The sequence below is a fragment of the Streptomyces sp. NPDC014891 genome (assembly GCF_043081085.1).
In the GTDB taxonomy this organism is placed as follows: domain Bacteria; phylum Actinomycetota; class Actinomycetes; order Streptomycetales; family Streptomycetaceae; genus Streptomyces.
In genome coordinates, this window is sequence record NZ_JBIBWF010000011.1 from 218,998 (window position 1) to 240,089 (window position 21,092).

General features: G+C 73.0%; 16 protein-coding genes, 5 tRNA genes and 1 riboswitch. Of the genes, 15 read left to right on the top strand and 6 right to left on the bottom strand.

Translation table 11 applies throughout. The features are described 5' to 3' along the window. Window positions 1–39 precede the first annotated feature (39 nt). Window positions 40–4,014, bottom strand: coding sequence for an ATP-dependent RNA helicase HrpA (gene hrpA / locus ACF09E_RS29375; RefSeq protein ID WP_392208408.1), 3,975 nt, complete (start codon window positions 4,012–4,014; stop codon window positions 40–42). 163 nt (window positions 4,015–4,177) lie between these two features. Here hrpA and ACF09E_RS29380 point away from each other — a divergent pair, with 163 nt between their 5' ends. The 3 genes from ACF09E_RS29380 (at window position 4,178) to ACF09E_RS29390 (ending at window position 6,195) form a co-directional block, all read left to right on the top strand. Next, entirely contained in the window at window positions 4,178–4,528 is a 351-nt protein-coding gene (locus ACF09E_RS29380; protein ID WP_392208410.1) for a hypothetical protein, read from the top strand. A gap of 63 nt (window positions 4,529–4,591) precedes the next feature. After that, window positions 4,592–5,356 carry a DsbA family protein gene (locus ACF09E_RS29385; RefSeq protein WP_392208412.1) on the top strand — a complete coding sequence of 255 codons (765 nt, stop codon included), beginning with the start codon at window positions 4,592–4,594 and terminating at the stop codon, window positions 5,354–5,356. After that, entirely contained in the window at window positions 5,353–6,195 is an 843-nt protein-coding gene (locus ACF09E_RS29390; protein WP_361860504.1) for a cytochrome c biogenesis CcdA family protein, read from the top strand. Before ACF09E_RS29385 ends, ACF09E_RS29390 begins: the two co-directional genes overlap by 4 nt. Before the next feature lie 162 nt (window positions 6,196–6,357). Here the strand turns inward: ACF09E_RS29390 and ACF09E_RS29395 are convergent. The 3 genes from ACF09E_RS29395 to ACF09E_RS29405 all read right to left on the bottom strand — a co-directional run bounded on the left by ACF09E_RS29395 (window position 6,358) and on the right by ACF09E_RS29405 (window position 6,640). Then, a tRNA-Phe gene (locus tag ACF09E_RS29395) sits at window positions 6,358–6,431 on the bottom strand. 22 nt (window positions 6,432–6,453) lie between these two features. After that, window positions 6,454–6,527: transfer RNA gene (locus ACF09E_RS29400), tRNA-Asp, on the bottom strand. A 40-nt stretch (window positions 6,528–6,567) separates the two neighbouring features. Next, window positions 6,568–6,640 (bottom strand) — tRNA-Glu (locus tag ACF09E_RS29405). Window positions 6,641–6,744: 104 nt separating this feature from the next. On the opposite strand from ACF09E_RS29405, the gene ACF09E_RS29410 reads away from it, so the two are divergent. The 6 genes from ACF09E_RS29410 to ACF09E_RS29435 all read left to right on the top strand — a co-directional run bounded on the left by ACF09E_RS29410 (window position 6,745) and on the right by ACF09E_RS29435 (window position 12,791). Beyond that, window positions 6,745–7,095 (top strand): metallopeptidase family protein, encoded by a 351-nt coding sequence (locus ACF09E_RS29410; RefSeq protein WP_033208941.1) that lies wholly within the window; start codon window positions 6,745–6,747, stop codon window positions 7,093–7,095. Window positions 7,096–7,216: 121 nt separating this feature from the next. Continuing rightward, window positions 7,217–7,891, top strand: coding sequence for a hypothetical protein (locus ACF09E_RS29415; protein WP_392208414.1), 675 nt, complete (start codon window positions 7,217–7,219; stop codon window positions 7,889–7,891). 197 nt (window positions 7,892–8,088) lie between these two features. Continuing rightward, entirely contained in the window at window positions 8,089–10,404 is a 2,316-nt protein-coding gene (locus ACF09E_RS29420) for a DEAD/DEAH box helicase (protein ID WP_392208416.1), read from the top strand. Window positions 10,405–10,549: 145 nt separating this feature from the next. Then, a tRNA-Lys gene (locus ACF09E_RS29425) sits at window positions 10,550–10,622 on the top strand. Between the two features lie 139 nt (window positions 10,623–10,761). Continuing rightward, window positions 10,762–12,189, top strand: coding sequence for a diacylglycerol/lipid kinase family protein (locus tag ACF09E_RS29430; protein WP_392208469.1), 1,428 nt, complete (start codon window positions 10,762–10,764; stop codon window positions 12,187–12,189). Next, the gene (locus ACF09E_RS29435) at window positions 12,186–12,791 is read left to right on the top strand and encodes a phosphatase PAP2 family protein (RefSeq protein WP_392208418.1); all 606 of its coding nucleotides are present in this window, start codon (window positions 12,186–12,188) and stop codon (window positions 12,789–12,791) included. Before ACF09E_RS29430 ends, ACF09E_RS29435 begins: the two co-directional genes overlap by 4 nt. Before the next feature lie 155 nt (window positions 12,792–12,946). On the opposite strand, the gene sigJ is transcribed toward ACF09E_RS29435, so the two are convergent. After that, window positions 12,947–13,927: an RNA polymerase sigma factor SigJ gene (sigJ, locus tag ACF09E_RS29440; RefSeq protein WP_392208420.1), complete on the bottom strand. Its 981-nt coding sequence runs from the start codon at window positions 13,925–13,927 to the stop codon at window positions 12,947–12,949. Between the two features lie 214 nt (window positions 13,928–14,141). Between sigJ and ACF09E_RS29445 the strand changes: the two genes are divergently transcribed. The 6 genes from ACF09E_RS29445 (at window position 14,142) to ACF09E_RS29470 (ending at window position 19,633) form a co-directional block, all read left to right on the top strand. Beyond that, a complete protein-coding gene (locus tag ACF09E_RS29445; RefSeq protein WP_392208422.1) occupies window positions 14,142–14,636 on the top strand; it encodes a rhodanese-like domain-containing protein in 495 nt (164 codons plus the stop codon). Window positions 14,637–14,734: 98 nt separating this feature from the next. Next, window positions 14,735–14,808 (top strand) — tRNA-Met (locus ACF09E_RS29450). A gap of 113 nt (window positions 14,809–14,921) precedes the next feature. Next, window positions 14,922–15,662, top strand: coding sequence for a MerR family transcriptional regulator (locus ACF09E_RS29455; protein ID WP_392208424.1), 741 nt, complete (start codon window positions 14,922–14,924; stop codon window positions 15,660–15,662). 228 nt (window positions 15,663–15,890) lie between these two features. Beyond that, window positions 15,891–17,087: a PP2C family protein-serine/threonine phosphatase gene (locus ACF09E_RS29460; RefSeq protein WP_392208426.1), complete on the top strand. Its 1,197-nt coding sequence runs from the start codon at window positions 15,891–15,893 to the stop codon at window positions 17,085–17,087. A gap of 232 nt (window positions 17,088–17,319) precedes the next feature. After that, a riboswitch (cyclic di-AMP (ydaO/yuaA leader) is annotated at window positions 17,320–17,465 on the top strand. 11 nt (window positions 17,466–17,476) lie between these two features. Beyond that, window positions 17,477–18,622, top strand: a complete 1,146-nt coding sequence (locus ACF09E_RS29465; RefSeq protein WP_392208428.1) for a M23 family metallopeptidase — start codon at window positions 17,477–17,479, stop codon at window positions 18,620–18,622. Between the two features lie 63 nt (window positions 18,623–18,685). Next, the gene (locus ACF09E_RS29470; RefSeq protein ID WP_392208430.1) at window positions 18,686–19,633 is read left to right on the top strand and encodes an aldo/keto reductase; all 948 of its coding nucleotides are present in this window, start codon (window positions 18,686–18,688) and stop codon (window positions 19,631–19,633) included. A gap of 108 nt (window positions 19,634–19,741) precedes the next feature. On the opposite strand, the gene ACF09E_RS29475 is transcribed toward ACF09E_RS29470, so the two are convergent. Continuing rightward, the gene (locus ACF09E_RS29475; RefSeq protein ID WP_388801151.1) at window positions 19,742–21,070 is read right to left on the bottom strand and encodes a PrsW family intramembrane metalloprotease; all 1,329 of its coding nucleotides are present in this window, start codon (window positions 21,068–21,070) and stop codon (window positions 19,742–19,744) included. Between the last annotated feature and the right edge of the window lie 22 nt (window positions 21,071–21,092).

A 21,092-nucleotide genomic window follows, 5' to 3' on the forward strand; every position in this document is an offset into this window, starting at 1 on the left:
TCAGGGGGTCCGGTCGAACTCACCGACGGCGGCGGTCCGCTACGGGGCCGCGGCGTCGATCGCCTTCACGATCCGCTTGTCCGAGACGGGGTGCGCCGTGCCGAGCGCGTGGGCGAAGTAGCTCACCCGCAGCTCCTCGATCATCCAGCGGATGTCGGTCACCCCGGACGGCACCGGACGGCCCTTGGGGAGCTGTTCGAGCAGCCAGGCGTACTCGTCCAGCATCTCCCGGACCTTCTCCATCCGGGTGGTGTCCCGCTGGACCCCGGTCGGCATCTGCTGGAGCCGCCGGTCCACCGCCACCAGGTAGCGCATCAGGTCGGGCAGCCGCTTGAGACCCGTACGGGTGACGAAGCCGGCCGGCATCAGCCAGGCCAGCTGCGTGCGCACGTCGGTCAGGTTGTCGATCAGCGCCAGGCTGTTCGTCGACTTCAGCCGGCGCTCGCAGGCCTGCCAGGCCGCCAGGACCTGCTGGACCTGACCCACCGTCCGCACGGTCGTGTCCACCAGGTCGGCCCGGACCTTGTCGAACAGCTTCCGGAACGACTCCTCGTCCCACACCGGACCGCCGTGGTCCGCGATCAGCTTGTCGGCCGCCGCGGTGGCGCAGTCGTCGAAGAGGGCCTGGATCGAGCCGTGCGGGTTCGACGACAGGGCCAGCTTCTGCTGGTTGGTCAGCTTGTCCGAGGCGAACTTCGCCGGGTTCACCGGGATGTTCAGCATGATCAGCTTCCGGGTGCCCCGCCACATGGCCCGCTCCTGCTCGGCCTCCGTGTCGAAGAGCCGGACGGCCACCGAGTCGCCCTCGTCGACCAGCGCCGGGAACGCCTTGACCGGCTGGCCGCCCCGCCTGGTCTCGAAGACCTTGGTGAGCGTCCCGATCGTCCAGTCCTTGAGGCCCGTGCGCTCCAGGGAGGGCCCGGAGCCGTCCGGACCGCCCGTCGCCGCCGCGGCGGCCTGGGAGAGCGCCTGACGGGCCTTCGGGCGCAGCCGCAGCCGCAGCGTCTCCAGGTCCTTCTCCTCGGCGAGCTTCCGGCGCCGCTCGTCGACGATCCGGAACGTCACCTTGAGGTGCTCGGGCACCTTCGACCAGTCGAAGTCCTCGGCCGTCACCGGTACGCCGACCATCCGCTGGAGCTCGCGGGCGAGCGCCCCGGTCAGCGGCTCCTGCACGGGCACGACGGTGTCCAGGAAGCGGGACGCGAAGTTCGGCGCGGGCACGTAGTGGCGGCGGATCGGCTTCGGCAGGGAGCGGATCAGCTCGGTGACGACCTCGGCGCGCAGCCCGGGGATCTGCCACTCGAAGCCGTCGTCGGTCACCTGGTTCAGGACCTGGAGCGGGACGTGCACGGTCACGCCGTCCGCGTCCGCGCCGGGCTCGAACTGGTACGTCACCCGGAACTTCAGCGGACCCTGCCGCCAGGAGTCCGGGTAGTCGTCCTTGGTGACCCCGGCGGCCTTCTCGTTGATGAGCATCTCGCGCTCGAAGTCCAGGAACTCCGGCTCGTCCCGGCGCTTGTGCTTCCACCACGAGTCGAAGTGGGCTCCGGACACGACGTGCTCGGGGACGCGCTTGTCGTAGAAGTCGAAGAGCGTCTCGTCGTCGACCAGGATGTCCCGGCGCCGTGCCCGGTGCTCCAGCTCCTCGACCTCGGTGAGGAGCCGGCGGTTGTCCGCGAAGAACTTGTGGTGGGTGCGCCAGTCGCCCTCGACCAGCGCGTTCCTGATGAACAGGTCGCGGGAGACCTCGGGATCGATCCGGCCGTAGTTGACCTTGCGGTCGGCGACGATCGGGACGCCGTACAGCGTCACCTTCTCGAAGGCCATCACGGCCGCCTGGTCCTTCTCCCAGTGCGGCTCGCTGTACGTCTTCTTCACCAGGTGCTGGGCGAGCGGCTCGATCCACTCGGGCTCCACGCGCGCGTTGACCCGGGCCCACAGCCGCGAGGTCTCCACCAGCTCGGCGGACATGACGAAGCGCGGGGGCTTCTTGAAGAGCGCGGAGCCGGGGAAGATCGCGAACTTGGCGTTCCGCGCGCCGAGGTACTCGCCCCGGCCGCCGTCGCGGCGGGCGCCGTCCTTCGCCCCGTCCTTGGACTCCTTCACGTCCTTCAGGCCGATGTGGCTGAGCAGGCCGGCCAGGAGCGAGACGTGGACGGACTGCTCGGGCGCGTCCTCCTCGTTGAGGTGGATGCCCATCTGCTTGGCGACGGTCCGCAGCTGGCTGTAGATGTCCTGCCACTCGCGGATGCGCAGGAAGTTCAGGTACTCCTGCTTGCACATCCGGCGGAAGGAGCTGGAGCCGCGCTCCTTCTGCTGCTCGCGGACGTAGCGCCACAGGTTCAGGAAGGCGAGGAAGTCGCTCGTCTCGTCCTTGAACCGGGCGTGCTGCTGGTCGGCCTGCGCCTGCTTCTCCGAGGGCCGCTCGCGCGGGTCCTGGATGGACAGCGCCGCCGCGATCACCATGACCTCGCGGACGCAGCCGTTCTTGTCGGCCTCCAGCACCATCCGGGCGAGCCGGGGGTCCACGGGCAGCTGGGAGAGCTTCCGGCCCTGCTGGGTCAGCCGCCTCCTGGGATCCTTCTCCGCCGGGTCGATCGCGCCGAGCTCCTGGAGGAGCTGCACGCCGTCCCGGATGTTGCGGTGGTCCGGCGGGTCGATGAAGGGGAACTTCTCGATCTCGCCGAGGCCGGCCGCGGTCATCTGGAGGATGACGGAGGCGAGGTTCGTCCGGAGGATCTCGGCGTCCGTGAACTCCGGCCGGGTGAGGAAGTCGTCCTCCGAGTACAGCCGGATGCAGATGCCGTCGGACGTACGGCCGCAGCGGCCCTTGCGCTGGTTGGCGCTGGCCTGGCTGACCGGCTCGATCGGCAGCCGCTGCACCTTGGTCCGGTGCGAGTAGCGGGAGATGCGGGCGGTGCCCGGGTCGATCACGTACTTGATGCCGGGGACGGTCAGCGACGTCTCGGCGACGTTCGTCGCGAGGACGACCCGGCGGCCGGAGTGCGCCTGGAAGACCCGGTGCTGCTCGGCGTGGGAGAGCCGTGCGTAGAGCGGGAGGATCTCCGTGTCGAAGAGCTTCCTCTTGGTGAGCGCGTCCGCCGTGTCGCGGATCTCGCGCTCTCCGGAGAGGAAGACCAGGACGTCGCCGGGACCCTCCTTCCGGAGCTCGTCGACGGCGTCGCAGATCGCGGTGATCTGGTCCCGGTCGGACTCCTCGGAGTCCTCCTCCAGGAGGGGCCGGTAGCGGACCTCGACCGGATACGTGCGGCCGGAGACCTCGACGATCGGGGCGTCGCCGAAGTGGCGGGAGAAGCGCTCCGGGTCGATGGTCGCCGAGGTGATCACGACCTTGAGGTCGGGGCGCTTGGGCAGCAGCTGGGCCAGATAGCCGAGCAGGAAGTCGATGTTGAGGGACCGCTCGTGGGCCTCGTCGATGATGATCGTGTCGTAGGCGCGCAGCTCGCGGTCCGTCTGGATCTCGGCGAGCAGGATGCCGTCCGTCATCAGCTTCACGAAGGTCGCGTCGGGGTTCACCTGGTCGGTGAAGCGCACCTTCCAGCCGACGGCCTCGCCGAGCGGGGTCCGCAGCTCCTCGGCGACCCGCTCCGCGACCGTGCGGGCGGCGATCCGGCGGGGCTGGGTGTGCCCGATCATGCCCCGGACGCCGCGGCCCAGCTCCAGACAGATCTTCGGGATCTGGGTGGTCTTCCCGGAGCCCGTCTCACCGGCGACGATCACGACCTGGTGGTCGCGTATCGCCTCCAGGATCTCGTCCTTCTTCTGCGAGACGGGCAGCTGCTCGGGATACGTGACCGCGGGCACGCGGGAGGCGCGCCCGTCGACGCGCTCCTTGGCCTTGGCCGCCTCGGCGGCGATCTCGTCCAGGACGGCCGCGCGGGCCTCGGGCTTGCGGATGCGGCGGGCGCCTTCGAGACGGCGGCCGAGCCGGTGGGAGTCCCGCAGCGAGACCTCGGCCAGGACGGACTGGAGGGCGGCGAAGGAAGTAGACATACGGAATCCAGGATCGCACCTGCGGCCGAGAAGCGGCGAACCGATTTACGAGTGCCCCGCCGGGGATCCCGCGGGCGGCGCCCCGGCTGGGGCGGCTGCCGGGCGAGGGATGCCGGGGTGCGTACTATTTCGGGCACGTCGACCGGACCGGAGAGGTTTCGCAATGTTCCGTACCACCCGCGTGCCGGCGGCGTTCGCCGCGCTCGCGGCGCTGGTCCTCGGACTCCTGGTGTGCGGCGCGGCGACGGCCGTGCCCGCGGGGGCCGCCCCGGTCGTCCTGGGCGCCGCCGTCCCCGGCTGCGACCCGGGCCACCCCGTCGACGAAGGGGCCGCCGGCCCCGTCGTACCCCCGCGCGCGCACGCCTTCGCGGAGCTCCTCCCGGCCCTGGCCGACGACCGCACGCCGTGCGGCGCCCGCGCGCAGGACCCGGGGGCCCGGAGCGTGCCGGCCGGCCGGGAGCCACCCGCGCGCGTGTCCCCGTCTCCTGTGGAGCTGTCGGTCCTGAGGGTCTAGGGGACGGCCTCCCCGCCGTCCCTCCTTCCTCCTTCTCCTCTCTCTCCTCAGGAGCACTTCCGCATGTCCAGGTCCAAGCCGATCGCCGTCGTCTCCGGGGTGGCCGTCGCCGCCGTCCTGCTCGGTGTCGTGTCGTACACCGCCACCCGGCCCACGCCCCCCGGCGCCGCCGGTTCCTCCTCCGTCGCCGAGGTCTCCGCCGACCCCTCGGCCGGGGTCTACGCCGAGCTGGAGGCCTACGCCCGCCGCGACCCCGCCGACCGGCTCGCCCTCGGCCGCGCCGACGCCCCCGTCGTCCTCATCGAGTACGCCGACTTCAAGTGCGGCTACTGCGGGAAGTTCGCCCGGGACACCGAGCCGGTCCTGATCGAGAAGTACGTCGACGAGGGCATCCTGCGGATCGAGTGGCGGAACTTCCCGATCTTCGGCGCGGAGTCCGAGGCGGTCGCCCGCGCCTCCTGGGCGGCCGGGCAGCAGGGCCGGTTCTGGGAGTTCCACCAGGCCGCCTACGCCGAGGGCGCCAAGGAGAAGGGCTTCGGCAAGGAGCGGCTCGCGGCGCTGGCGAAGGAGGCGGGGGTCCCCGACGCGGCCCGGTTCGCGCAGGACAGCGAGGGAGCGGCGGCCCGCAAGGCCGTGGCCGCGGACCAGGAGCAGGGGTACTCCCTCGGCGCCACGTCCACCCCGTCGTTCCTGATCAACGGCCGGCCGATCGCCGGCGCCCAGCCGCTGGAGACGTTCACGCGGACGATCGAGGCGGCGGCCGAGGCGGCGAAGGCGGCGAAGCCGTCCGCCGGAGCCTCGAAGCCGGCCCCGGACGCCGCGCGGTGACCACCGGCATCGGTTACTTCGCCGCCTTCCTCGGCGGTCTGCTCGCCCTGCTCAGCCCGTGCAGCGCCCTGCTGCTCCCGGCCTTCTTCGCGTACTCGATCGACACGCGCGCGAAGCTGGTGGCGAGGACCGGCGTCCTCTACGCGGGGCTGGCGACGACGCTCGTCCCGCTCGGCGCGGCCGGTTCGTTCGCGGGCCGGCTGTTCTACGGCCACCGGGACCTGCTCGTCACCGTCGGCGGCTGGCTGATCATCGGTCTCGGCGTCCTCCAGATCCTCGGGCTCGGCTTCGCCTCCCGACGGATCGCCGAGGCGAGCGGCCGGATCCGGCCCACGTCGGCGCTCTCGGTGTACGCCCTCGGACTGGTCTACGGTCTGGCGGGCTTCTGCGCGGGGCCGATCCTCGGGAGCGTCCTGACGGTGGCGGCACTGAGCGGCAGCCCGGCGTACGGCGGGCTGCTCCTCGCCGTCTACGCGCTGGGCATGGCCGTTCCGCTGTTCGTGCTCGCGCTGCTCTGGGAGCGGTACGACCTGGGCCGGCGGTCCTGGCTGCGCGGCCGCCCGCTCCGGGTGGGCCCGCTCACGCTCCACTCCACGTCGCTTCTCTCGGGCCTGTTCTTCGTGGCCCTCGGCACGCTCTTCCTGGTCTTCGACGGGACGACCGCGCTGCCGGGCCTGCTGTCGGTGGACGACTCGTTCGCGGTGGAGCAGCGGGTGGCCTCGCTCGGCCGGGCGGTCCCCGACTGGGCTCTCCTCGCCGCGGTGGTGGCCGTGGTGGCGCTGGTGCTCGCGCTGCGGTCGAGGCGGGGGAGTCGTACGGGGGAACGCGAGGAGACATGACGGCGGGGGAGGAGGCCGGCGCACCTCCAGGGGAGGCGCCGGCCTCCTCCCCCTACCGCCCGGTGCGGCGCTCTCTGCCGCCGGAGGCGCCGGGCTCGTCCTCGGCCTCCCGCCCCCGGGAACGCCGAAGGCCCCGTTCTCTCGAACGGGGCCTTCTTCCTGTGGCTGGGGCCGGGGTCGAACCGGCGACCTATCGCTTTTCAGGCGATCGCTCGTACCAACTGAGCTACCCAGCCACGAAGCTGTCTCCAGCTTCAGCGACTCTGACGGGACTTGAACCCGCGACCTCCACCTTGACAGGGTGGCGAGCTAACCAACTGCTCCACAGAGCCATGCTTGTGTGCGATCACTAGTCTCGCACACGGTACTGCGTGCCCCCAACGGGATTCGAACCCGTGCTACCGCCTTGAAAGGGCGGCGTCCTGGGCCACTAGACGATGAGGGCTAGAGGCTCACCTGCGCGCTTTGCAGCGCGTCGGGGACGTGAGAAGCATATGGGATCCCGGCCGCTATCGCCAAAACGGTTTCCCGCGGGGGGACAATGGGCGCGTGCTGGAGATGACGCGCGAGGAGTTCGAAGAGCTGGTCGCCGAGGCCCTGGACCGGATCCCGCCGGAACTGACGCGGCTGATGGACAACGTCGCGGTGTTCGTGGAGGACGAGCCGGCCCCGGACGATCCCGAGCTGCTCGGGCTCTACGAGGGGACGCCGCTGACCGAGCGCGGCGAGTGGTACGCCGGGGTGCTCCCGGACCGCATCACGATCTACCGGGGGCCGACGCTGCGCATGTGCGAATCGCGCGAGGACGTGGTCGCGGAGACCGAGATCACCGTGGTCCACGAGATCGCCCACCACTTCGGCATCGACGACGAGCGGCTGCACGCGCTGGGCTACGGCTGACCGGACCCGGGGCGCGCCCGGCGCGGACGCGGGGCGGTTCGGGCGTGTCCCATGCGGCGCCACGGGAGTTGGGCAGTGCAACGCGTTCCGTTCCTGCCTGTCGTGTCCTGGAGGTGCCCCCGTGCGCCAGTTGCCCACCCGTGTCAGATGGGCCGCCGCCGCGCTGGCCGTCGCGGCCTGCGCCGGTCTGAGCGGCTGTATGAGTGTCGGTGACGAGGGGGCGAAGCCGGCGCCCGGCGCGTCCGGCGGGAAGCGGGGCGTGGCGACCGACTCGGGCGGCGGCGCGGCCGGGGAGCCGGGCGGCGACGGCGGTTCGTGGGACGGGAGGCCGGACTCGGGCGGTCCCGACGTGGCCGGTTCCGGTACGGAGTCCCCGGTGCCGACCGGTTCCCCCTCGGGCACGGCGAAGGCCTCCCCGGGCACGGTGCTGCCGGTGGAGGGGCCCGGCGGTCCCGGCGGCCCGTCGAAGCCGCAGCCGACGGGCGGTCAGGACGGTCCGGGCGGGGCGGGCGCGGCGGGCGGCGGCAACGGGGGCGGGAACGGCGGCGGAGGCGACGGCGGATCCGGTCCGGGCGGCGGTGGCACACCGACGCCGGAGCCGACCGCGGAGCCGACGCCCGAACCGACGCCCGAGCCGACCGTGGAGCCGACGCCCGAGCCGACACCGGAGCCCACCTCCAACCCGACCGATCCGCCGTCGCCCGGACCGGACACCCAGATGGGTGCGATGCGCGCGGCGGACGGCCCGGACGCGTCCCCGGAACCGGTGGCGTCTCCGCAGGTCGGACCGGTGTGACGGAGTCCGATTTGCCATAGGTGGGGGAGGGTGCGTATGGTGGTAGATCGTTTGATCCCATTGCCCGGCGCCGACACAGAAGAGCGCCGCGTGGCGCGTACTCTCCCTAGCCGTGGCTGACCGCATTGAGGCGGTCGTTTGCGAAATCACGGAGTTGACGGGCGCGTGCCGAGACTCCGGAAGGTTTCGCATTTCGCATGTCCATTTTCAGTTCTGACCACGCCGTCATGCCCGAGAACGACGAGATCGTCGAGGCCGCGGACGCCGCGGAGATCACCTCCATCGTCGAGCTCGACGGCGACGACCTCGCCGAGGCCGTAGAGGCCCTCGACATCGACGCGGACGACTCCGCCGACGAGCCCACCGTCACCTTCGGCGACCTCGGTCTGCCGGAGGGCGTCGTGCGCAAGCTCGCGCAGAACGGCGTCACCACCCCCTTCCCGATCCAGGCGGCGACCATCCCGGACGCCCTGGCCGGCAAGGACATCCTGGGCCGCGGCCGCACCGGCTCCGGCAAGACCCTCTCCTTCGGTCTCCCGCTGCTCGCCACCCTGGCCGGCGGCCACACCGAGAAGAAGAAGCCCCGCGGCGTCATCCTGACCCCGACGCGTGAGCTCGCGATGCAGGTCGCGGACGCCCTCCAGCCGTACGGCGACGTGCTCGGCCTCAAGATGAAGGTCGTCTGCGGCGGTACGTCCATGGGCAACCAGATCTACGCGCTGGAGCGCGGCGTCGACATCCTCGTCGCCACCCCCGGCCGTCTCCGCGACATCATCAACCGCGGCGCCTGCTCCCTGGAGAACGTCCAGATCGCCGTTCTCGACGAGGCCGACCAGATGGCCGACCTGGGCTTCCTGCCCGAGGTCACCGAGCTGCTCGACCAGGTCCCGGTCGGCGGCCAGCGCCTCCTCTTCTCCGCCACCCTGGAGAACGAGATCGACAGCCTGGTCAAGCGCTACCTGGTGGACCCGATCACGCACGAGGTGGACCCGTCCGCCGGTGCCGTCACCACCATGACCCACCACGTCCTCGTCGTGAAGCCCAAGGACAAGGCGCCGGTCACCGCCGCCATCGCCGCCCGCAAGGGCCGCACCATCATCTTCGTCCGCACCCAGCTGGGCGCGGACCGCATCGCGGAGCAGCTGCGCGACGCCGGCGTGAAGGCCGACGCGCTGCACGGCGGCATGACCCAGGGCGCCCGTACGCGCACCCTGGCCGACTTCAAGGACGGCTACGTCAACGCGCTCGTCGCGACCGACGTCGCCGCCCGCGGCATCCACGTCGACGGCATCGACCTGGTCCTGAACGTGGACCCGGCCGGCGACCACAAGGACTACCTGCACCGCTCGGGCCGCACCGCCCGTGCCGGCCGCTCCGGCGTCGTGGTCTCCCTGGCCCTGCCGCACCAGCGCCGTCAGATCTTCCGTCTGATGGAGGACGCGGGCGTCGACGCCTCGCGCCACATCGTCGGCGGCGCCGGCGCGTTCGACCCCGAGGTCGCCGAGATCACCGGCGCGCGTTCGCTGACCGAGGTCCAGGCCGACTCGGCGAACAACTCGGCCAAGCAGGCCGAGCGCGAGGTCGTCGACCTCACCAAGCAGCTGGAGCGCCTGCAGCGCCGTGCCGTCGAGCTCCGTGAGGAGGCCGACCGCCTGGTGGCCCGCGCCGCCCGCGAGCGCGGTGAGGACCCCGAGGCCGCCGTCGCCGAGGTGACCGAGGCCGCCGAGGCCGAGGTCGCGGCCGCCGCCGTCGAGGCCGAGCGTGCCGCCCGTGCCGAGGAGCAGCGCCGCGAGGAGCGTCCGGCCCGCGACGAGCGGGGCAACTACGAGCGTCGTGACCGTGGCGGCTTCAACCGCGACGACCGCGGTGACCGTGGCGGCTTCCGCGGTGGCGACCGTGGCGGCTTCCGCCGTGACAACGACCGTCCGTCCGGTGGCTTCCGTCGTGACGACCGCCCGTCGGGTGGCTTCAACCGCGACGACCGCGGCGGCCGTTCCTTCGAGCGCCGTGACAACGACCGTCCGTCCGGTGGCTTCCGTCGTGACGACCGTCCGTCGGGCGGCTTCAACCGCGACGACCGCGGCGGCCGTTCCTTCGAGCGCCGTGACAACGACCGTCCGTCCGGCGGGTTCCGTCGTGACGACCGTCCGTCGGGCGGCTTCAACCGCGACGACCGCGGTGGCGACCGTGGCGGGTTCCGCCGTGACAACGACCGTCCGTCCGGTGGCTTCCGTCGTGACGACCGTCCGTCGGGTGGCTTCAACCGCGACGACCGCGGCGGCCGTTCCTTCGAGCGCCGTGACAACGACCGTCCCTCGAACGGCCACCGCGGCAGCGACCGTCCGTTCAACCGCGACCGCCGCGACGACCGCCCCTCCGGCGGCTTCCGCTCCGGTGGCGGCGACCGCCCGTACGGCCGTCGTGACGACCATCGCGGCACGGGCACCGGCACCGGCTCGGCCGGCGGCTTCAGCCGCCGCGACGACAAGCCGCGCTGGAAGCGCAACGGCTGATCTCCCGTAGGACCCGCACAGGGCCCGTACGCCACTTCGGTGGGGTACGGGCCCTGTGTCTTCGACCGCTCCGCCGGGCCGTACGCGTATACCCGATCGGTTCAGGGGATCTCTCGGGCTATGCTGCACGGGTGTGCTTGTCCACGGGCCGTTAGCTCAATTGGCAGAGCAGCGGACTTTTAATCCGTTGGTTGTGGGTTCGAGTCCCACACGGCCTACGTGTGGCAGGCGGGGGTTTCGGCCTCCGGACTGCCGAGGAGCGCCCCGACCGGTTTCGACCGGTCGGGGCGTTTCCGTACCCGGGACGCGGTGCGCGGCACCGTGGGCGAGTCTGGTTCGTGGACGCTGAGCGTGGAGGTGGGGACCGTGACGGTGAACGGATCCGGAGATCCGACGGACCAGGCGCGGCTGCTGGCGCGATGGGCGCTCGGCACCGCGCTTGCGGCGGTCGTGCTGCTGCTGTCGGGGCTCGGCGGCGGCGGGGTGCTGGTCCTGCTGGGCGCGCTCGTGGGACTCGCCTGCTCGGCCGTGGGCATCTGGTGGTTCCTCGCCCACCGGGGGCCGCTGCGGGTAGCCGGCGCCCTGCTCGCGGTCGGCGCGCCGATCGCCGTACTCGTCGTGTACGTCGTCTGGGGCCCCTGGCTGACCGCGCTCCTGGCGCTCGCGCTCTGGAGCGTCGCCCTGGTCTGCGCGCGGACCTCGCTGCGTCTGATCCGCGGTCCGCGTGCGAAGGCGCTCCCACGGGGCGAGCGGCGACCCCGGCCCCGGCGGGCCGTGCTGATCATGAACCCGAAGTCCGGGGGCGGGAAGGTCGCCCGGTTCAAGCTCGTCGAGCGTGCCGAGAAGCTGGGGGCGCGGGTCGTCCTCATCGACCCGTCCGTCGAGGCCGACGTCGACGCCATCGCCCGGCAGGCCGTGGCCGACGGAGCCGACCTGCTCGGGGTGGCCGGCGGGGACGGCACCCAGGCCCTGGTGGCCGCCGTGGCCGCCGAGCACGACCTGCCGTTCCTCGTCATCTCCGCCGGTACGCGCAACCACTTCGCGCTCGACCTCGGGCTCGACCGCACGGACCCGTCGACCTGTCTGGACGCCCTCGTCGACGGCGAGGAGTTCCGGGTCGACCTCGGCTCCGTGTCCGGTCGCCCGTTCGTGAACACCGTCTCGTTCGGCGTGTACGCCGACGTCGTCCAGCTGCCCGAGTACCGCGACGCGAAGGCCGGCACCGCCGTCGAGGTCCTGCCCGACCTCCTCCAGGGCGGGGGCGGCGACCGGCTCGACGCGACCGCCGACGGTCTCGCGCTCCCCGCCCAGCAGGCCCTCCTCGTCAGCAACAACCCGTACGCCACGGCCGATCCGCTCAGCGCGGCCGCCGCCCGCAGACCCCGCCTCGACGGCGGAGAGCTCGGGGTGATCGCCATCCGGGTCGACGGGGCCGCGCAGGCCGCCGAGATGGCCGTACGGGGCACCCAGGCGAGCGGCCTGAACGTCCTCACGGCGGCCCGGGTGGAGGTGACGGGCAAGGCCGCGGCGCCCGTGCCCGTACCCGCCTCGGCGTTCGTCCCCGCGCCGACCAGGCCCCCCGGCGAGCCCGGCACGATCTCCGTCGCCGTCGACGGCGAGGCGCTCACCCTGCCCACCCCCGTCGTCTGCACCGTCCGCCCCCGTGCCCTGCGCGTCCTCGTGCCGCGCCACCGGCCCGGGGTCATCGAGCCCCAGCCGCCACTGGACTGGCGGCGCGTCACCGAAATCGCCTTCCAGCCCCCTTCGAGGAGGAGCCGTTCATGACCGGCACCACCCCCACTCCGACCCCCGCGCCCGAGAAGAACCCTGTCCTGGCCGTCCTCAGGGACCTCCGGGCGATCGACGGCGCCGTGTACGCCGCCGTGGCCGCCACGCCCACCCCCACCCTCGACACCGGCTTCCGGCGGCTGTCGCACGCGGCGAACCACTCGAAGATCTCCTTCGCCCTGGCGGCCGGGCTCGCCCTGGTGCCGGGCCGGCCGCGCCGGGCCGCCCTCGCCGGGGTCGGGGCCATCGCCGTCGCCTCCGCCACGGCCAACCTGCTGGGCAAGCGCCTCGTCCGCCGGCCGCGGCCGGACCGGGAGGCGGCCCGGGTCGTCGTGGGCCGCCACGTCAAGATGCCGGACTCGGCGTCGTTCCCCTCCGGGCACACCGCGTCCGCGGTCGCCTTCGCGACCGCCGCCGGGGTGGTCTTCCCGCCGGCCTCCGTGCCCCTGCAGGTCCTCGCGATGGCCGTGGGCTACTCCCGTGTCCACACCGGGGTGCACTATCCGGGCGACGTGGCGGCGGGCGCCGTCCTCGGCGTCGCGAGTGCCGCCGTCTCCCTGACGGCCCTGGCCTCCCTGACGCCCGCCAAGGGGAAGTGACCGGACGCCGGAGCCGCCCGGCCGGACCGGGCGGCCGGCGCCGTACGCCCGGCGGCTCCGTCGTCGGGCCCCGCCGCACGCCCGGCGGCTCCGTCGTCAGACCCCGCCGCACGCCCGGCTCCCTCGTACGCCCTGACCGCCCGTCGCGGGGCGCGTCAGTACGTCGCGCGCGCCAGGTCCTCCTCCGTGAGGTCGAGCGCCGCGAGCCGCTCCGGGTCCGCGAGGACCTGCAGCTCGACGATCCGCTCGCCGACGATGGTGAACGCCATGAGCGCGCCGGGGCGCCCGTCGCGGACGGAGAGGTACGCGGGCGCGCCGTTGACGACCATCGGGAGCGACGCCGTGCGGAACCTCGCGTAGGTGAGGGCCTGGGCGATGACGGCCTCCGCGCCCCGCACGACCTTGGAGACGGCCGCGAGCGTCCGTCCGCCGTCCGCGCGCAGCACGACGTCCGGGTCGAGGACGGCGAGCAGCCCCTCGAAGTCGCCGCCGTGCGAGGCGGCGAGGAAGGCGTCGGCGATCTCCCGCTGCCGGCGGGCGTCGGGTCCGGCCGCCGGGGCGGCGTCCTGCACGCGGCGGCGGGCGCGGCTGGCGAGCTGGCGGGTGGCGGCCGGGGTGCGGTCCACGATCCGCGCGATCTCGTCGAAGGACACGGCGAACATGTCGTGCAGGACGAAGGCGAGCCGTTCGGCCGGGCCCAGGGTCTCCAGGACGACGAGGAGCGCGAGGCCGACCGACTCGGTGACCTCGGCCGCGTGCTCCGGGTCGGTGGGGCCGGCGACCCGTACGACCGGGTCGGGGACGTAGTACTCCAGCGGGTCCTCGCGGCGGGAGCCGCGCGAGCGCAGCATGTCGAGGCAGACGCGGCCGACGACCGTGGTCAGCCAGCCGCTCAGGTTCTCCACCGCGCCGACGTCGCTGCGGTTGAGCTTGAACCAGGCCTCCTGCACGGCGTCCTCGGCCTCGCTGAGCGAGCCCAGCATCCGGTAGGCCACCGCCCGCAGGTGCCCGCGGTCGGCCTCGAAGCGCCGCGCGAGCCCGTCCTTGCCGTCGAGGCCGTCGAGGCCGTCGGTGCCGTAGGTGCCGTTCCCGTGGTTGCGGTCCACTCGTCGCTCTCCCCGTCCGTGTCCCGTCATGCCGTCATGCCGTCATGCCGTCATGACGGATCCAACCTCGTCGATGTGACGGCTCCTGTCACGCCTCTCGCGACGGACAGCGGCGGTCCCGGAGATTCCGGTACGTGAGATCCACGGCGGCCCGGCGCGGACGCGGAGGATTCCCCGGCCGATGCCCCTGAGCGCCGCTGATCACCTCTTCAGTCCGGTGATCACCGTCCGTAGATTGATCCGCATGACGACGACAACTTCGCAGGTCAACGCCGTGCTCCGGACCCCGCCGGCCTCTCCCGCCGCCGCTGCCGCCTACTTCTCCGCGAGCCTCGCCTTCCACGCCGACGTCTCCGACGTGGCCTCCGCGCTGGCCGCCGCGGCCGCCGACGGCACCGACCCGGGCTTCGTCGTGATCGACTCGCGCTCGACCGCCTCCTGGGACCAGGGGCACGTCCCCGGCGCCCTCCACCTGCCGACCGCGCTGATCCCGGAGCAGGCCGAGCAGCTGCTCGACCGGTCCGTGCCGGTCGTGACGTACTGCTGGGGCCCCGGCTGCAACGGCGCGACGCGCGCCGCGCTGGCCCTCGCGGAGCGGGGCTTCCAGGTGAAGGAGATGCTCGGCGGCTTCGAGTACTGGGTGCGCGAGGGCTTCGCGTACGAGACCTGGGAGGGGCCCGCGGAGAAGGCCGCGGACCCGCTCACCGCGCCGGTGGACGCGGACGACTGCGGCTGCTGATCGCCGCCGCCCGAGCCCGCCGGGCCCGGGCGGACGGGCCGCCCACGGAAACCGATTTCCGGATCGGCCCGCCCATGCCGTAGAGTCGTGTCTACCGACGCGGGGTGGAGCAGCTCGGTAGCTCGCTGGGCTCATAACCCAGAGGTCGCAGGTTCAAATCCTGTCCCCGCTACTCAGTAGCAGCGAAGGCCCGGATCCAGTCACTGGATCCGGGCCTTCGTCGTTCCCGCGTGTCCCGTGGTCGTGCTTGACCTTGACGCAGCGTCAAGATCTAGCGTTCTCGGCATGGAGTGGTCGATCCAAGAGATCGCCAAGAAGGCCGGCACCACCAGCCGCACCCTCCGGCACTACGGAGACCGCGGACTGCTGGAACCGAGCCGGATCGGCGCGAACGGTTACCGGTACTACGACCAGGCGGCCCTGGTCCGCCTGCAGCGGATCCTGCTGCTGCGCGAGCTGGGACTCTCCCTGCCCGCCATCGCCGAGGTCCTCGCCGGGCAGCGGGACACCTCCGCCGCCCTGCGCACCCATCTCGCGCTCCTGGAGCAGGAGCGCGAGCGCATCGGACGGCAGATCGCCTCGGTGCGGACCACTCTCCACAAGACCGAGAACGGAGAAGAGCTCATGGCCGACGAAGTGTTCGACGGTTTCGACCACACGGTGTACGAGGAGGAGGTCACCGAGCGCTGGGGCCGCGACGCCTACGAGAGCGGCGACCGCTGGTGGCGCTCGCTCACCGCGGAGCAGAGGAAGGCGTTCATGGACGAGCAGGCGGACATCGCCCGCGCCTTCGCCCGGGCGCTCCGGGACGGCCTGGCCGCCGGCAGCGACGAGGTGCAGGAGATCGCCCGGCGCCAGGTCGCGTGGCTGTCCACCACCACGACGCCGACCAGGGAGTACGTCATCGGTCTCGGCCGCATGTACGTCGACGACCCCCGCTTCACCGCGAACTACGACAAGCACGGGGAGGGCACCGCGGTCCTCGTCCGGGACGCGATGGAGATCTACGCGGAGCGGAACCTCTAGGGGGTGTCCTGGCTGGTGCTGTGTGTGGTGGGGCTGGGGTGCGCGGCCGCGCCGGGCCTGCTGGCGAGGGGCGGACGGCTGGCCGGACCGGCGGACTGAACCGGGCGCCGCGCCCTCCGGCCGTACGCCGGTCGGCCCTGCGGGAGTCGCCGCCCCCGCCCGGGGCGGCGACCCTGGGAGGGCGCGGTACGGGCCGCGGCCGGGGACGGACCGGGCAGGAGAGCACAGGTGGGGCGACCCCCAGGAGTGACCGGCGGGCGGCGGGACGACGCGGGCCGCGGGCCGTACGGGGGTGCCCGGCGGTTCCTCCGGGCGCTGCCGCCGCTGATGATCGTCGGCGGTGTCTTCTTCGACGTCCTGACGCCGGCCCGGTACAGCGCGGCGCCGATGTTCTCCGCCGCCCCGCTGATCGCGGCCCCGTTCTTCTCCACCCTGACGACGCTGCTCACCGGGATCGCGGCCGTGCTGGCCTCGGTCGGGCTGCACGTCTACAACGAGACCGCGGGCGAGATCTCGTCGTTCACCGAGTTCCTGACCGTGTTCACGGTGTCCGCGCTGGCCCTGCTGATCAACCGGGTGGTCCGCCGCAGCGGCGAGCGGCTCGCCTCGGCGCGGGTCATCGCGGAGGCCGCGCAGAAGGCGGTGCTGCCGACGCCGGCCGAGCGGATCGGCGGGCTGCAGTGCGCGGCGCGGTACGAGGCGGCGCAGGCGGACGCGTTCATCGGCGGCGACCTGTTCGCCGTCCAGGACACGCCCTACGGGGTGCGGCTCGTGACCGGCGACGTCCGCGGCAAGGGCATGGACGCGGTCGAGGCCGTCGCCGTCGTCATCGGGGCGTTCCGGGAGGCGGCCGAGCAGGAGCGGACGCTGGAGGGCGTGGCGCGGCGGCTCGAACGCGCCCTCGCCCGGGAGGGCACCCGCCGGCACGGTCTCGACGCCTTCGAGGGGTTCACCACGGCCGTGCTCGCCGAGATCCCGCGCGGGGACGGCGGCGGCACCTTCGACGGCTTCGTACGGGTCGTCAACCGCGGGCACCCGCCTCCGCTGATGCTGCACGCCGACGGGCACCTGGACATGCTGGAGCCGGGCGAGGCGGCGCTGCCGCTCGGCATGGGCGATCTGGCGTCGTGGCCGGACCGGGCCGAGGCGCGGCCGTACCCGCCGGGCGCGACGCTGCTCTTCTACACCGACGGCCTCTCGGAGGCGCGGAACGCCGAGGGGGTCTTCTACGACCCGGCCGAGCGGCTGGCGGGGCGGATCTTCCCGGGGCCCGAGGAGCTGCTCGACGCGCTCGTGGACGACGTGCGGCTGCACACCGGGGGCGGGTCGACGGACGACATGGCGCTGCTCGCCGTGAGCCGTCCGGCGACGGGCCAGCCGGAGCGGCGCCGGACGATGCCGGTGGTGCCGCCGGGCGTGCGCTGACCGGCGGGTGGGGGCCTGTCACCGGCCGTAGTCGAGGGGTCTCGCTGCGATAACAATTGACACAACGTCAGATCGCGGAGGTTTGGGCCTTCCTCGCTGAACGGGGGTCAACTCGGACCATTCCCTCCCAATTCAATGAATGATCAAGAGGAACGGCTTGGAATCGGGAGCCCGTGTCTATTAACGTTCGATAACGCAGCGCGGTCGTCCCAGCCGTCGCAAGAGACGGCACCGTGCGCACGCGCCGAATCCTGAAAAGGAACCGGGGAACCACCACTTGGGGTGAATCGGGCCCTTCGCACCTGTGCGACGTGCCCGTAGGAGACCTTCCTGCTCCGAACCCGTCAGCTAACCCGGTAGGCGAGAAGGAAGGAAAGGAGCGCGCCTTCGTGGCGTCCAACACTCCCGCACCCGAAGCCCCCTTCGACGCCTTCGGTGGTGGTGCGGGTCCCGCCGCCCCGGACACCGAGTGGAACCCCACCGAGGGATCCCTCCGCTCCGGCGGTCGCCACCGGGTCGTCAAGCAGCGCTCCAACTTCGCGCGTTCCTCCACCGTCCTCGGCGTCGGCGTGATCGCGGCCGTCGGTGCCGGCGGCCTCGCCACCGCGCAGGAGAAGCCCCCGGTCGCCATATCGCTCCCGGACCTCCCCGACCTGCACCTGCCGGACGCCCACGACCTCCCCGGCGTCGGCGACCTCCTCCCCGAGGAGGCCACCGAGACGGTCAGCGCGGACCGCGCCAACCCGAACCCGCTCACCGTCGCCTCGTACGCCACCGCCGAGGACCAGGGCACGCAGGCCCCGCGGATGCAGCAGGCCGGCCTGGTCACCCAGGGCGGCTCGGCCGCCCAGGCCACGCCCGGCGCCGGCGACGCGGGCGAGGCCCTGCGCGCCCGCATCCTCCAGCAGGCCGAACAGCAGCAGGCCTCCGCCGACGCCGCCGACAAGGCCGCCGCGGAGAAGGCGGCGGCGGAGAAGGCCGCCGCCGAGGCGAAGGCCAAGGCCGACGCCGCCGAGAAGGCGGAAGCCGAGGCCAAGGCGAAGGCCGAGGCGGAGGCCAAGGCCAAGGCGGAAGCGGAGGCCAGGGCGAAGGCCGAGGCCGCGGCCGAGGCCGAGCGCCTCGCCAAGCTGGCCGCGAGCTACTCGCTGCCGCTCTCCTCCTACAGCCTCAGCGCCACCTACATGCAGTCCGGTTCGATGTGGTCCTCCGGCTACCACACCGGCCTCGACTTCGCCGCCCCCACCGGCACCCCCCTCAAGGCGGTCCACGGCGGCACGATCAAGTCGGCCGGCTGGTCCGGCTCGTACGGCTACCGGGTCGTCCTGGAGCTCTCCGACGGCACCGAGATCTGGTACGCCCACATGTCCTCGATGACGGTCTCCGCCGGCCAGACGGTGGGCACCGGCGAGACGATCGGCCGCGTCGGCGCCACCGGGAACGTCACCGGCGCCCACCTCCACATGGAGGTCCACACGCCCGGCGGCTCCGGCCTCGACCCGGCGGAGTGGCTGCGCTCCAAGGGCCTCAGCCTCTGACCCGGCGGCCCGCCCCCGCAGGATGACGGAATAGGCCCGGCGGCGCGGACGGTTGTCCCCACCATGACGAACCTCCGCCCGCTGGGCAGCTCCGACCTGCACGTCTTCCCGCTCGCCCTGGGCGGCAACGTCTTCGGCTGGACCGCCGACGAGGACCAGTCCTTCGCGGTCCTCGACGCCTACACCGCCGCCGGCGGCAACTTCGTCGACTCCGCCGACGTCTACTCGGCCTGGGCCGAGGGCAACCGCGGAGGCGAGTCCGAGACCGTCATCGGCCGCTGGCTCGCCGCCCGCGGCAACCGCGCCGACGTCGTCGTCGCCACCAAGGTCGGCGCCCACCCCCACTTCAAGGGACTCTCCGCGCCCACCGTCAAGGCGGCCGCGGAGGCGTCGCTGCGGCGCCTCGGCACCGACTACATCGACCTGTACTACACGCACTTCGACGACGAGTCCGTCCCCGTCGAGGAGATCGTCACCGCCCTCGACCAGCTGGTGAAGGCCGGCACCGTGCGGGCCGTCGCCGCCTCCAACATCTCCCCGGAGCGGCTGCGCGCCTCCCTCGACTTCGCCGAGTCCGAGGGCCTCACCCGCTACGTGGCCCTCCAGCCGCACTACAACCTGGTCTCCCGCGACACCTACGAGGGCCCGCTCCTGGAGACCGTCGAGCGGGCCGGGCTCTCCGCCGTCCCGTACTACGGCCTCGCCGCCGGCTTCCTCACCGGCAAGTACCGCCCCGGCACCACCGTCGACAGCGCCCGGGCGGCCGGCGCCGGCGGGCACCTGGACACCGAGCGGGGCCGGGCCGTGCTCTCCGCGCTCGACACGGTCGCCGAGGCGCACGGCGCCGAACTCGCCACCGTCGCCCTCGCCTGGCTCGCCTCCCGCCCGACCGTCGCGTCGCCGATCGCCTCGGCCCGCACCGTCGAGCAGGTCCCGGCGCTGGTCGCGGCGGCGGAGCTCACCCTCACGACCGAGGAACTGACCCTCCTGACCGAGGCCTCGGGCGTCTGACCGCACGGGGAGCGGGCGCACCACCGCCGAACCGGCCCGGTCCCTGCCGGGCCCGCCGCCGTCCGGGGATCCGGTCCCTGCCGGGCCCGCCGCCGTCCAGGTGGCCGGTCAGCTGCGGTACGGGTTGAAGCCGTCGTAGTCCAGGTACTGCGGCGGCGCCCAGACCTGGCCCGTCGCCCGGGCCGCGTACGTGAGGGCGGGGGAGGCCACCGCCCGGCGCTGCCACAGGTGGTGCAGCAGCTCCTGCTCCCGGGCCGGGAAGTCGGGCCCGGCCGTGCCGCGCCGGGCCCGGTCCCGCAGGAACGCCAGGGTCGTCGCGAAGGACTCGTACTCGCCGACGGCCCGCGCGGCCGGCTGCCCGTACGTCCGGGCGGCGAAGGAGCGGGCCAGCTGGCGGGCGCGCATCGAGGACAGCGCGAGCGGCTCGGCGGGGGACAGCCAGCCCGCCGCCGCGTACGCCGGGAGCACGCCGGATATCGTGCGCAGCTCGCGCTGCCGGCTCCAGACCGCGAGCCAGGTCAGCAGGCCGAAGGCCGGGACCATGAGCGCCCCGTACACCGCGTAGAAGGCCAGCGGGCCGCCGAAGGTGGCCGAGCCGTTCCAGGCGGCGTGCAGGCCCATCGCGAGCAGCAGTCCGGCGAGCGGCAGCAGCACCCGGCGCAGGCGCTTGCCGCGGGGGGCGAGGGCGGCGAAGCCGAAGCCGATGCCGGTGAGCACGGTGAAGAGGGGATGCGCGAACGGCGACATGACGACCCGGACGAAGAAGGTGGCGGCGGTCACCGAGCCGATGCCGGTGGAGCCGAACTCCTGGTCCTCGCCGAAGGCGTTCCCCAGGTAGAGGATGTTCTCGGTGAAGGCGAAGCCGGTGGCCGTGAAGCCGGCGATCACGACGCCGTCGACCAGTCCGCCGAAGTGTCTCCTCCGGAAGAGGAACAGCAGCAGGATCGCGGCGGCCTTCGCGGTCTCCTCCACGACGGGCGCGACGACGGTCGCGCCGAGGGTGTCCGCCGAGGTGGGATCGGCGGTGGCGGTCGCTATCCAGCGGACCGCGAAGGAGTTCGCCAGGATCGCGACCAGTGCTGCGGCGAAGGCGCCCCAGGCGAACGCGAAGAGCAGGTTCTTCCAGGGGCCCGGCTCGACCCGGTCGAGCCAGCGGAACGCCGCCATCAGCAGCGGTACGGGGAGCACGGCGAGGCCCAGGCCGACGAGGAAGCCCTCGGTGCCGGTCTGTTCGCGGACCAGCCCGAGGATGAACAGGGCGCAGATCGCGAGCACCGTGACGAGGGCGACGGCCCGGACCACCCGGCTGCGCCAGAAGTCCCGGCGGGGCCGGTAGCGCCACTGGGACCGGTCGGCGGCGGCCGGGAAGGCCGGCTCCTCGGTGTCCCGGTGGGGGACGGGAGCGGCGCCGGCGTCGGTGGGGGCGGTGAAGGACACGTGAGCGACCCTAACGACCTTC